This is a genomic window from Fibrobacter sp. UWT2, from assembly GCF_900142545.1.
GTDB lineage: Bacteria > Fibrobacterota > Fibrobacteria > Fibrobacterales > Fibrobacteraceae > Fibrobacter.
In genome coordinates this window covers 93275-107360 of the sequence record NZ_FRBF01000002.1, presented here as the reverse complement: position 1 = coordinate 107360, position 14086 = coordinate 93275, and the positions used below count along the sequence as shown (strand labels likewise).

General features: G+C 46.2%; 4 protein-coding genes and 1 other RNA gene. 1 reads left to right on the top strand and 4 read right to left on the bottom strand.

Annotation, left to right across the window (positions count from 1 at the left end):
- Window positions 1-6 precede the first annotated feature (6 nt).
- Both BUA40_RS01635 and BUA40_RS01630 read right to left on the bottom strand, forming a co-directional pair.
- Window positions 7-1746 carry an FISUMP domain-containing protein gene (locus tag BUA40_RS01635; RefSeq protein ID WP_072797586.1) on the bottom strand — a complete coding sequence of 580 codons (1740 nt, stop codon included), beginning with the start codon at window positions 1744-1746 and terminating at the stop codon, window positions 7-9.
- A 3-nt stretch (window positions 1747-1749) separates the two neighbouring features.
- On the bottom strand, window positions 1750-4809 hold the full coding sequence (locus BUA40_RS01630) for an FISUMP domain-containing protein (protein ID WP_083585220.1): 3060 nt from the start codon (window positions 4807-4809) through the stop codon (window positions 1750-1752).
- Between the two features lie 305 nt (window positions 4810-5114).
- Between BUA40_RS01630 and ssrA the strand changes: the two genes are divergently transcribed.
- Window positions 5115-5474, top strand: a transfer-messenger RNA (tmRNA) gene (ssrA, locus tag BUA40_RS01625).
- Between the two features lie 56 nt (window positions 5475-5530).
- Here ssrA and BUA40_RS14735 read toward each other — a convergent pair.
- Complete coding sequence (locus BUA40_RS14735) at window positions 5531-5665, bottom strand: hypothetical protein (RefSeq protein WP_255369159.1); 135 nt, start codon at window positions 5663-5665, stop codon at window positions 5531-5533.
- Between the two features lie 191 nt (window positions 5666-5856).
- Entirely contained in the window at window positions 5857-13950 is an 8094-nt protein-coding gene (locus BUA40_RS01620; RefSeq protein ID WP_143149655.1) for an InlB B-repeat-containing protein, read from the bottom strand.
- Between the last annotated feature and the right edge of the window lie 136 nt (window positions 13951-14086).

Sequence of the window (14086 nt, the reverse complement as noted above, 5' to 3'; positions counted from 1 at the left end):
TAGCAATCAGTTAACACATTCATCTAACGACAGCGTAGTAGATTGCCAGAAAGATCTTGTGCAGAGATAGCATTTATCATCAAGCGGAGCATAATAGGTCGTGTCATATGCGCACAAGCCCAAATCAACGCCGGCAGGAATCGTCAATTCCCAAGACCATGTTACAATATTTCTCGTATTGTCCAGCGACAGCCCGGAATACTGGCCACACATGTAGTATTTTTTCGTGTCTTCGTCATATTTCGTTTCGCCGAGATTCTTATCGGTGCAAAGACCGTAGGCTAAACCGTTAAAAAGAATCTGCCATTCCTGATTACCGTTGCACATATAAACCGTCGAATCCACCTGTACCGTATCCCACATCGTAGATTCGTCGCATGTTTTTAGATAGTCTACCGCTTTTACAGTTTCCCAATACCTGAACACCGAATTGCATTTATGGAAAAGTCCATTATAAGTTCTGACGGAATCAAAGAGGCTTGGCACGCAGAAGCCCATTGCTTGTTCTTGCTCATTCGCAACTCTCCAAGAGAGCGTCGAATCACACAGCCATTTTCTACCATCATATTCATAAGTCTTGTAGACTTTATCCTCTTCGCACTCGCCATATACATCCTCAACCACCGTTTTTCTCCATCCGGTGGAGTCGCAGGTATAGGATACATCTTCGTCGGTCTTGGCCACCTTACCGTAGAATTTTTCGCGGCAATATCCAAGTACAGACGCCGGGAACTTGAGCTCGACCCAGCCGCTGTCGAGGCAGACATAACGAGTTGAATTCAAGACATACTCGTTGTACAGTTCCGCCTTCGTGCACTTTTCACCGGCATCTCGAATAGTTGCCACTTGCCATTTCTGGTTACGGCATACCAGCAAGCCACCATTCATCAAGTAGAAATCCTTCTCTTCAGAAGCGAGGCAGACGCCGCTTGTCGTTTCATCCCATTGCTGGTCATAGGTATCGCAATGGTAAGAGCGTTCCTTTTCAATCACGTAGATGTTCGGCATGTTTACCAAGTCATTGTCGCAAATCGGAAGTTCCACCATTTTTTCGACAATGGTACGGGGCTTGACACAGCGAACAGAATAGAAACCGTTATCAACCGCATCCAGCACTTTGTAGGAGATATGCCCGGCACTGTCCTTGTCAAAGACAATCGCACGGTCATCATTGGCCAAGTACCTCACCGTACTCTTCAGACCATCGCATTCCAGCGTATCGCGCTTGTTGCAAGCTCCGGCAAATACAGGTTCAAAGCCCACATCGCTTTCGTACAGTTCCTTCCACAAGCCAATAGAGGGCAATGTATAGTCTTCAGGGCAAGCAGCCACGGGGTTGCTTTCCTTGTTATACAAGTAAAGTCTACCGTACTTGCTGCAATTGATTTCATCATATTCGTAGCAAGCACTCTTAGCCTCGAACGGTTCTTCGGAACGCAGGTTTTCGTTCATCCAGATTGCCGGACCCACGCGGAGCGTGTTATAAACGATACCGTCCTTTGCATAGACCGTATCTTCCTTTTGACCAGCGAACTTCTCCACATCCACAAGATCGGCATCCGTCACGCTTTCAGCCTTATAGGAGCTAGAAGATGTCCCGTTCTTGCTGCCGCTACTGCCCAGTTTACTATCCGAACTCGGAGTGTCTTCGGGATTATCCGAAGAAGACGAAGACGTTGTGCTACAGGCGCTGAAAAGGCTTGCAATCAAGACAAACGTAAACAAAGACCACTTAAAACCCTTCATATCCTAGTCCTCCTTAATGCAGCGCACAGCCGTTTTGGTCATCCTGGCATCTTGACCTTGTCCGGTGCCCCCACCCGTAATAAACGAAATTTTTCCCCAATCTTGATAGGAACCATCCGAGCTCCAATACACGGCGGCGGAATCTTTATCGGTATTACCACCCTGCTTCGTTATCGGATCCTGACCATTCTGCAAGAAGAAATACTCATAACCAGTATAAGAAAGAGCGAGGCCATAAATATCTTCGGACGGTTGCCAGAAAATGTTTCCACCCACCTTTCTCTTATAGGCAGTATCCAAGGCATTCACGTAGCGGATCATGGATCCCCACGCTGCGGTATCCGGCAATGTCCAGCCAGTGGGACAAGCGGTCTTTGCAGCGCTGAAGCCGTACAAACGACCTCTATTATCACAAGTCGTTGTTCCGTTAACGCAATTCGAGGAATCCGTTGCAACGCTCAAGTTATCAACCATCCAGGTCACGCCGTTAATTTTTTGGATTCTATACTTATTTCCATCCTTATCGGTCAAGGATTCCGTAAAGACAGCCACCCATTTTTCATCGGAACAAATGTCGTAATTGAGTCCGTTAAACATCTTGTGACCTTCACGGGCAACCGTACATTCGCCCATATATTCACGATACCCCACCATAGTCCAGCGGTTCCCAACAGAGGTGGTCTTGCAGAGATAACGATTACTCTTATAGGTAATCGTGTCACCCAGCTTTTTATTGCTGCAGTAACCCCTAAGGGAATCAATTGCAGTCATCTTTTGCCAGCCCTTCCCCAGAGCAACGGAATCGCAGACATATCCAACGCCATTGAATAAGACCTCTTTTCCTTGGTTTTTATAGTTGCAGTTTCCAAAGACCGTTTCTATCGAAGAAACCTTTGTCCACGTGTAGTTATGGCAAGCGTAGTAGATACCGTTTGCATCGGTCTTGTAGACCGTCGAATCCTTGTAGGCGCAATCCCCGAGAGACTCAATCGGGTTCGTGGTTTTAGACCAGCCGCTCGATGTACAGATATAGTTGACTCCATCGACAACTACCGTCGTGCCAAGCGCCTTTCCACTGCACACGCCGTTTTTCTTGTCAAAGTCCGTCAGCGTCACCCATGACGTGAACTTGCAAACATATTCCGTTTCATCGTAAGTCTTGACCTTACCCCAGGCAAGGGAATCGCATTCACCAAGGTATTCGGCAGCCTTCACATAAGTCCATTTTCCGTTCTTACAAGTATAGGCAGCACCATCGATGGACTTAGTCGTTCCTTCCAAGGCAGCGGTACAAATGCCGAACTTGACCTCATAAGTATCCAGTTCACGCCAGCCGTTGGCATCGCAGTAATAATGCTTGCCCTTAACCGTAACAGAATCAATCTTACCCTTGTTCTTGTCCCAGCAGACGCCAATCTTGTCTTCGAGACTGCTCGTCGATTCCCAAGAACCTTCATAGCAATAGTAGGTGTAGCCATTCAACTTCACCATCTTGTACTTATTGGATGCGTTACATTCGCCACCAATATCGGCCACATTCGCGCTGCGCCAACCGGTAGTATCGCAGTAATAGATGGATTTCGACTTGGTCGTGTCAAGGACTCCCCTCTTCTTGGCATCGCAGAGTCCAAGTTCAGCTTCGAGAGCCGAAAGCTTGTTCCACACAGAATCACGGCAAATGTACTTGTCCGAACCATACGCACGGATTTCACCATTGCGCTTGGGCGTACAATCGCCACCCAGGTAATCGTCCTTTGTCGCATAACGCCAGCTGGCGCTGTCGCAAACGTATCCATATCCGTCAGAGGAATCGATTACGCCCTGCTTCTTGGGCGAGCAAATACCGATATCCCGTTCCAAACTGGAGAAGGTTTCCCAGTCATCGCCGCGGCAGACATAGGATTTTTCCTTGAACCTAAATTCGTCATACATCCTGGAGCTATCGCATTCGCCGGCAACGTCGCTCAGAACCGATTCACGCCAGCCGGCAGAATCGCAAGTGAAATAGTTATAAAGCGAATCATACCCAAAATACGCATCTTCCTTCATGTAAAGGGTCGAATCAATAGTCCCATAAAGTTCGGGCTTGCAATAGCCCAGTTTCTTCTCAGTCGACGTCAGTTCGCGCCAAGAGCTGTCTTCGCAAGCATAGTAAACGCCATTGAACAAGTAAGTGGTATGGTCATTTGCGCCAGTACACTTGTCCTTGGAATCCGAAATGTCGGCAAGAGCCCATTCGTTATACTTGCAGATGTACATGGAATCGTGGTAGACACCGTACATGCCGTCTTCTACATGGCTGCAAGTGTTCGTAAAGTCGTCCACCCAGCGCGTACCGATGCAGCGGTAATCCGACTTCTTGCTCATGACGTAGAAACGGTTCAACGTTCTCTGACTAATGGAATCGCAAGCCGGAAGGTCATCTACCGTCGGAACGATATAGGAATACTTCACGCAACGGACCTGGTAAAAGCCGCCCTCGCTTGTCGACTTGAACGAAACGGAACGGCCCTTGACAACTGCCACCAGGCTATCGCCCGCTAAATAGTAACCCGCCTTGTCTTTATCGGAACAGGCAAGTTCACCAAAAGCTTCAAAACAATAGCCACCCTTCGAAAAGCCGAAAATGGTATCCAATTCGCTATATTTGGCAAGGTAGCGCATGGTTCCCGACCAGTCATCTTGGCTCGGAACAGAGAATCCGCTGGGACACTTGAAAGCACCAGGACTGTACAGGCGGCCATAGGTATAGCAATTTTCGGGATCGTCGTCATAACACATGGAGCTGCCCGAATAGCCGCTTTCGGTGGAATTGTCTTCCAGCCAGATATAAATCCCGAACTGGACCGTGTTCATGTACGAACCGATGCTGGAATTGTAGATTCTGTCCCTAATGACCGTAGAACCAGAAACCTTGTTGTCTACTTCAATTTCCTTTGCAGGGTCTTCGCTCTTTTCGGGATCGTCTGTCGTACTGGAACTGCCAGAATCGCCACAGGCACAAATCAAAATGCCCATACACGCAAACGCAAAAAGACTCTTGGCCTTTTGAAAAACTCTCATGTTACCCTCGTTCGTTTGTAAACAAAAGATAGAAATACGCCTAGGCTCTGTCAAAAAAAGTTCACAATTTCTAAGAGGGATGCGAGCATAATTTTTGACAAATCTTTGAAAAAGAGCGATATATTTGTATATTTGTAAACAAACAGCACCGAATGTGCTTTGGTTTGCCTCGAATAAAGCTATTCGCTTTATTCTCACCCCTTCGGGGCCTTGCGCTCACTTCGTGAGCTTAAGGGCTTAAACGCTCCCTATAGTCGCGTTTAATCGACAGGTCTCAACCAGAGCACCCCCGGTGCGAAGCACACGGGGGTGCTCTGGTTTCGACAGGGTTACCGAAGTGTTAGTTGCAAGCCGAGGTCTCAGACGAGGGCACTCGTAAAAAAGTCTGAAAAAAAATAAGTGCTGACGAAAACTACGCACTCGCTGCCTAATTAACGGCAACGCCGGGCCTCATTCCGCTCCCATCGGGATGTACGTCCGGACGCAATATGGGATAGGATTCTTGCATGCCTGGGGCTAGAGTCCGAGATTCACTAGGCTGGTCAAAGTCCGCGCCGACCTTCTTGGGCGTAGATCAGACGAGACCTTAAATACGAAGGGAAAGCTTGTAGGAACGTGCATGGACGTGATTTTGGACAGGGGTTCGACTCCCCTCACCTCCAGAACAAAGAAAGGAACTCTTCAAGAGTTCCTTTCTTTTTATACTGACTTATGGAATGGATTAGTCGAATTCGATATTATCAGCAGAATCAGCATCAGCATTATCGGATTTGGGACTATCTACCAAAAGAGACACTTCAACCATGTATTCAAGCACATCCATTTCCGGAGCAACGTATTCTTTTTTCTGGTTCATAATCAATCCTTTATTCTTCTTCAACGCTCATGGCCGTCGGGGCGTCTTCCCCAGATGACGGTTCATTAGGACTACCGTTGAGCAAATCCATATGATGATCCATTACAACCACCTCCATCGTAGGAGCCGTATAGCTCTTTTTGGAGGCAACATCAGAAAGTTTTTCTTTTAGAATATTCATTTGATTTTTCCTATTTCCTTATAATTTTTTTACCATAATAAGCTTTGTGTACGTTGGGCTTGCCGTTCAGCTTGCGACCCTTGATGTCATAGCTGGGCAGCATCCTGAATTCGCCTGTACGCGTGTTGTAGCGCCCGATAACGGTGGTATTCTCGCCATTTTCGTCATCGTCTTCAACGATATCGAATTCGTCAGGAATATACACCGGGGCAATGTACTCGTAGGCGTGCGCAGAGCCATTCAGGCTCGGTCTTTCGCTAGCCAGCTTCGGCTTGGGCTTCAGCAAGTATGCACGCAATGCGCCAACCCTCACATTCGTACCAGCCTTCACAAACTGATTGTTACTAAATCCATAGACAAGAGGATTTCCTTCGGGCCATTCCTGATAAGAAAGCGTTCCAATGAATTTCCAGTTACAGTCTTCGGCCATCGCGATGGGTTCAACAGTCTTTCTCAGTGTCACGCCACCACGGACAACCATTTTGGGATCATCCATCACGACCAAGTAGGGCGTATTAGCATTGACATCAATATCGCGACCAATAGAATCCTTCGTCCAGACTCGTTTCATGCGAACAACCCAAGATTCATCTTCTTTCTGCTTGAAGCCGTTGAAACGAAGCACCTTTACAACTCCGTCAAGACTATCTGCCTTTACATCAAACGGGAAAAGAATTGTATTATACACGTTATTCGTTTTAAAATTGCGAGAGAGCGTGATTGTGTCAACCGCAACATCTTCGGGGATATTGAGTTCCGATGTCTTGTCGCCATCCGTTATCGAAGCCCATCTACTGAGTTTTCCATCACCAATCACATGAGCGTCGTCATAAACAACTTTTACGCCGGCACCCGGAGATTTGACAACATCAACTTTCAAATCAAGACCGGCACCGCTACCAACATTGCCTGTACGGAATTCAATTATTAATGACGAGGAATTAATAAACGTACCAATATCCTCGGCAAGACCATCTGAGGAACCATTATTGGTGTAGAACAATTCCATAGCGTCATCAGTCACAGCGGTAGCATACAAGTGAGCTCCATCCTTCGGTGCTGAGACTGTCCCTGATAATTTTAGACCTGCATTACCAGACTTTTCATCAAACACCACCCAAAGTTCGCCATTGACGTTGTTACTGTAGTTACCAGCTTCACCACCATCATCGTAAATTTTAAAGGAGGTTACATTTTCTGGAATATGAACATCACAACCCACTCCACTTTTCTTCGGCATATTCACGTACAGCGCGTTAATCGGAGAAAATTTCGGGGTGACCGTAACAGATGCACTTGGCATTTTGAAAGAGACCTTATTAGTACCGCAATACCAATAAATGTCATTATTCAAGGCGACAACATTATTATTGGCATCCTTGACTTCAACACCGTCAATCAGGTAGCCATCTTTCGGCACCGCCGTCAATGTCACCACGCCATCCATAACCGCAGATTCCTTGTCACTCGTCATGGACCCACCCGTAACAGTCGCCACCGTGACCGTATAATCCACAGGAACAAGTGTCACCGTCAAGTCGAGGCCATCTCTCACGTTACTTCCGTCAGAATGGAAGAACAAGGTCAAATTACGGCCCGAGCTACGAACAGCTGAGATTGTCGCCGACCCCGTTTTCTTGTCAACCAACTTGGTCGCGGAATTATCGGCGCCGTCATAGACAATCAAGTAATCATAGATTGTACCCGAAGAACCCGGATTTTCGACAGTAACACTTCCACTTAGCTGCAACATGTAGCCTTCTGGAGCATTAAGCACAAGCGTCCCATTACAACCATTGCTGTAAAGACCCGATGCACCGCCGTCATCATACACCTTGAACGAAGTCACCTTATTCGGGATAGTCGCATTGACCATTCCGGTCTTCGGCATATTGATGTAGAGGCCATTATCGCCTTCGGCAGTCAAGTTATTCGTAAAGGTCGGGGTAACAATGACAGGACTTTCAGGCATTGTAAAGCTTGCCTTGGCACCCGAATACCAGCCGCCATTGACAACAATCTTGTTTTCGGAAGCATCCTTGACATCAATATCCCTGATCAAATAACCCGTCGTATAGACCCAAGACAGATTGACAATTGAATCCTTGGCCGCCTTCTTTACGCTACTCGAAACACGACCATTTGCAGCATCGGCAATCGCAATAACGTAGGTAATCGGTTCAACAGAGACCTTCAAGTTAAGACCAGAATACTCTTTCGAAACATCCGACTTGAATCGGAATGTGAGGCTACGGCCAGAACTGGTAATGGTTCCAATATCAGTTTTACTACCCGTTGATGCACTTGTTGAGCCAAACAGCTGAGCAGCAGAGGTATTAACACCATCGAAGATGTAAAGAGAATCGCAGCCCTTTTCTAATGTAACAGAACCTGTCACAACCAGGTAGAATCCCGTAGGTGCATTAAGCGTCAAAGTATCTCTGCTATTACTTGCATAATTACCGCCTGCGCCACCATTATCATACAAATTGAAGGATTTGACCCCAGCCGGGATATCCTCGTTAATTTTTTCGTTCTTCAATAGATCAAGATGGAGTCCGCCTTCTGCAGTAAGGTTATCCGTCCATGTTGGCGTCACTGTCACATTACTTGCAGGCATAGTAAATTTTGAACGGTCGAACAAGTAAATAGGCGACTTGATGATGTTTCCGCCTTCGTCCACGACAGTCACATTGCTCAAATGATAGGAGCCTGTTGGAGAACCAGTAAGGTAAACAACTGCACCAAGCGTATCGGCATCCTTGCCATTTACAGTTCCACCAGTAACAGAATTACGAGTAATCGTATAATTAATCTTTTCGAGCGTTACGGTAAGGTCAAGGCCTTCGAATTGATAAATTCCATCAGCCTTAAAGCAGAGCGTCATATGATTGCCAGTGCTATATATCGCCGTAAGACTGGTATCTTTATCATGAGAATTATAGGTTGCCGGGCCAGCAATCGTCAACAAATTATTAGCGCTAGCATTCTCTCCATCAAAGACGTAGAAGTAATCCCAACCTTTTTCTGTCTTAACATTACCCGTCAATTTAATTCGGTATCCTTCAGGAGCCGTGAGTGTCAAGGTGTCATTACTACTCGCCTCATAAACACCATCCTTGCCGCCGTTATCATAGACCTTTAACGACTTAACTCCAGAAGGAATATTCGCTTTGACATTCGCATTCCTCCGCATATCGAGATGTAAGCCGCCTGCTGCGGTAAAGTTATTCGTAAATGTCGGAGTAACAACCAAATTCTTTGCCGGCATGATTAACTCAGAAACGTCAAACGAATACTGCGTGACTTTAACGGCATTGCCAGCCGAATCTTTGGCAACAACGTCTTTTAGCATATACCCAGTATTAGCAGACGCAGTCAAAGAAACCGTATCACCAAAATGGAGTTCTGTTGTTTTAGATGCAGACACCTTTCCATTTGTTGCACTATTAACTTGAATGGCATAGTCCACAAGTATAAGCGTCACCTTAAGGTCGAGGCCGTAATCACGGGAGGAGCCTGAATGGAACACGAGAGTCATGTAGTTGCCACTGCTCAGGACATTGCTTATTGTTTGTTCATATGAACTCTTGTATGTTTTAAGAAGACTATTGGCATTAGTCCCTGATCCGTTATAGACGAGCAATGAGTCATAAGACGAAGCTGTTTTTTTGGTTCCCGTCAACTGCAGGACGTAGCCATCCGGAGCCTTAAGCACGAGAGTGTCCCTGTTGTTGCCGCTATAGTTCCCGGAAATGCCGCCGTCGTCATAAACCTTGAACGATTCGACTCCTTTTGGAATCGTCGCGACAACCTTACTAGCCTTGAGCATGTTGATGTAAAGGCCGCCATCGGCGCTCCAAATATCCGTATAGGACGAGGTGATCGTCACCGCAGACAGAGGCATCTTGAAGAACGCTCTCTTGTTATTATACCAGCCGCCAGTAACCGTTACATTTTTGCCATCGGCATCGACTGCAGTGATGTCACTTACCATGTAGCCGCTGTCATAGGAATAGGTGTAATTGACTGTGGAACCGTCCTTCCCTGTCGTAGGGGCCCCCGAAGTCACGGAACCGCCAGAATTCTTGTTCGTGTAGGTAATCTGATTGACTGCAGAAATGACTTGAACCGTCAGGTTGAGGCCGTAATCACGGGAGGATCCAGAATGGAACACGAGAGTCATGTAGCTACCACTGCTCAGGTCGTTACCTATAGTTTGTTCATATGAACTCTTGTATGTTTTAAGAAGACTATTGGCATTAGCCCCTGATCCGTTATAGACGAGCAATGAGTCATAAGACGAAGCTGTTTTCTTGTTTCCCGACAATCGCAGGACGTAGCCATCCGGAGCCTTAAGCACGAGAGTGTCCCTGTTGCTGCCGCTATAGTTCCCAGAGTTGCCGCCATCGTCATAAACCTTGAACGAATTGACACCTTCAGGAATCGTCGCGGTAAACTTGCTCGTCTTACGCATATTGACATAAAGACCGCCTTCGGCGCTCAAGTCATCAGTATAAGACGAAGTGACCGTCACTGCAGACAAAGGCATTTTGAAGGACGCTTTCTTGTCATTATACCACCCGCCGGTAACTATTACGCTGTCACCGTCTGCTGAGACAGCCTTTATTTCTTTTACCATATAACCACTATTATAGGAATAGGAGAAACTGACAATGGAATCTTTCTTTCCCGACTTTGGTGCATCCGATGTAACGGAACCGCCGGAATTCTTGTTCGTGTAGGTAATCTGATTGACTGCAGAAATGACTTTAACCGTCAAATCAAGGCCGTAATAATTGGAGTATCCTGAATGGAACACGAGAGTCATGTAGTTGCCACTACTCAGGTCGTTACTTATAGTTTGTTCATATGAACTCTTGTATGTTTTAAGAAGGCTATTGGCATTAGCCCCTGATCCGTTATAGACGAGCAATGAGTCACTAGACGAATTCGTTTTCTTGCTTCCCGACAATCGCAGGACGTAGCCATCCGGGGCCTTAAGCACGAGGGTGTCCCTGTTGTAGCCGCTATAGTTCCCAGAGTTGCCGCCATCGTCATAAACCTTGAAGGATTTGACACCTTCAGGAATCGTTGCGGTAAACCTGCTACTCTTACGCATGTTGATATAGAGACCGCCCTCGTCGGTCAAGTCATCCGTATAGGTCGAGGTGACCGTCACCGCAGCCAGAGGCATCTTGAAAGACGCATTCTTTTCATTATACCAGCCGCCGGTAACCGCTACGCTGTCACCATCTGCAGTGACCGCCTTTATCTCTTTTACCAGGTAGCCACTATTATAGGAATAGGAGAAATTGACGAAGGCATCTCTCGTTCCCGTCTTTGGCGCATCCGAAGTTACTGAACCGCCGGAGTTCCTGTTCGTGTAAGTAATCTGGTGGACTATGGGAATGACTTTAACCGTCAGGTTGAGGCCGTAATCACGGGAGTATCCTGTATGGAACACGAGAGTCATGGCGCTGCCAGTGCTCACGACATTGCTTATTGTTTGTTCATTATAACTCTTGTATGTTTCAAGAAGGCTATTGGCATTAGCCCCTGATCCGTTATAGACGAGCAAAGAGTCATTAGATGAAGCTGTTTTCTTGGTTCCCGACAACTGCAGGACATAGCCTGCCGGGGCATTAAGCACGAGGGTATCCCTGTTGCTGCCGCTATAGCTCTCGGATTTGCCGCCATCGTCATAAACCTTGAAGGACTTGACTCCAGACGGAATCGTCGCGGTAACCTTGCTCGCCTTGGGCATGTTGATGTAGAGGTCGCCCTCGGCACTCCAGTTGTTCGTGTAGGAAGAGGTAACCGTCACCGCGGACAGAGGCATCTTGAAGGATGCTTTATTGTTATTATACCAGCCGCCGGTAACCGTTACATTTTTGCCATCGGCATCGACTGCCTTTATATCGCTTACCATGTAGCCACTGTTATAGGAATAGGAGTAATTGACTGTGTAACCATTCCTTGCTGTCGTAGGCGCATCCGACGTCACGGAGCCACCGGAATTATTGTTCTTGTAGGTAATCTGGTTGACTACGGAAAGAACTTTTACCGTCAGGTCAAGTCCCTTATAATAGGAGGTACCTGAATGGAACACGAGAGTCATGTAGTTGCTGGTGCTCAGGACATTTTCTATAGAGCCCTTGTATGTTCCAAGAAGACTGTAGGCGTTAGCCCTTGATCCATTATAGACGAGCAAAGAGTCAGAAGACGAATTTATATTCATACTTCCCGACAACTGCAGGACATGGCCTGTCGGGACATAAAGCACGAGGGTGTCTCTGTTGCTGCGGCCATAATCCCCATACTTGCCACCATCGTCATAAACCTTGAAGGATTTGACACCTGACGGAATCTCCGCGGTAACATTTTTCGCCTTGGTCATATTGATGAAGAGGCCGCCCTCGGCACTCCAATCGTTGGTAAACGAAGGAGTCACGGTCACATCGCCAATCGGCATCGTAAAGCTAAATTTTCCGTCCAAAAAGCCCTTTTCGCCAAAAACGCTCACACTACTTCCATCTACCTTAACAGAAGCACCACTGTATAGATATCCATTCGTAGTACTTGTCGTCATTGCAACAGTTGAGCCAACCTTTGCGGAAATAGGTCCCGTAACAGACCCTCCAGTCGCAGATTTCTTCGTGATGCTATAAGTGTCTTTCACAAAAGTCGGAGTTACATCTACATCAGATGCAGGCATCGAAAATGTCACTGTATTCGATTGATAACTACCATAAGTATAGGAAAAACCCGTTGTTTTATTCACGACTTCGACACCCTTTAACACATAACCACTATTGGGTTTGACCGTCAATGTGACCTTAGAACCTTTTTGACTAGAATACGCATCGCTAGAGATGCTTCCATTTGAAGTCTGTTTGACATTAACAGAATAAGTTCTATACAAAGACGATACCGTCAAATCCAAGCCAGGTGCGGTAATGGAGCCATCAGTACGGAAATGAATCGTCATATATTCAGCAGTACTTACACAATTAGAGGGAACATTAACCTTTCCAGCTTTATTTCCTTGTGTATACACTTTGCATTTCGGTGTAGCAGAAGTTCCCTTTGACACCTCCCCATCATAAATCTCTAAATAATCATAACCACCATAAGATGACGGTTCCGTTTCAACCGTTCCGGTTACCTGGAAATAAAAACCTTCGGGCGTAGATAATTTTAGCCATCCATCAAAACTACTGGCATAATCATCTTCTGGACCCCCTTCATCATAAAGCTTGATTTTCCTTGTTCCATACAGGAATAACGATTTTTCATCATTAAACATATTATAACCTGCACTATCCCAATCTAGTTTCGTTACAACTCCAACATCGCTCGAAGGCATTACGAACTCATACCTACCATTACGCTCATTTTTCCGGTATCCAACGATGCCCGACCCATCTTTTTTTCTCAACTTTACTCCCCACACACGCTCTTCATTATAATTAGGATTGAAACTAAACGAAGCCGTCATCCCTTCTGAGTAAGTTGCATCCACACCCGACCCCGTCAATCCCCACGTCTCAGTTATATAATAACCCCATTTATATGGGCTATAGAGCCATATTTGATCCGAATTTGCACTAACCGTACGCAAAGGCACAAATTCCACATGCAGTTCAAATCCAGGACCAACAACACTACCATCTGTAATAAACGAAATATTCATCCCGTCGCAAGTCGAGTAATACGGACCAAAATCCCGTTGCGAATTTACCCCTGTGCCATTAAATTTTGCAATCATATATGTATTGTAACGATCATCCTTAATATGAAGGGAATCTGCGGATTCCGCCTTCATCCATCCCCAAGCCTTGATTCCATACCCCTTAGGGGCGGTAATTAGAGCAACTCCCCTACAGTTATTGCTGTAGTTTCCGCTAGCACCACCATCATCATATATGACAAAGTTCCTCACAATATCAGAAGCAGAGATATCAGCTGTACCGTCGCAAGGCAAAACGACAGTTTCTCCATTGCTAGAAAGGTAAATGTTCTTGTATGTATACGCAGCCGACGGAGCAGCCAAAAGCGCTAGCAGGGCAAATACGAAAAACACATGAAAATTCTTTTTCATGCTAATCCTTCTTTAATTTTATGTGTGGAGTGTTTTTTATTGCGATTTTTGCAAAAAAAGTGCCAGTTCTCCCCCGTAACGCAGGGACAACTAACCACCAAAAAGATGTGACAAAAATCACAAACATGCGGCGAAA

Coding starts and splice junctions, on each gene's coding strand:
- BUA40_RS01630 (WP_083585220.1), bottom strand. CDS start 4,809: ATGAGAGTTTTTCAAAAGGCCAAGAGTCTTTTTGCGTTTGCGTGTATG.
- BUA40_RS14735 (WP_255369159.1), bottom strand. CDS start 5,665: ATGAACCAGAAAAAAGAATACGTTGCTCCGGAAATGGATGTGCTTGAA.
- BUA40_RS01635 (WP_072797586.1), bottom strand. CDS start 1,746: ATGAAGGGTTTTAAGTGGTCTTTGTTTACGTTTGTCTTGATTGCAAGC.
- BUA40_RS01620 (WP_143149655.1), bottom strand. CDS start 13,950: ATGAAAAAGAATTTTCATGTGTTTTTCGTATTTGCCCTGCTAGCGCTT.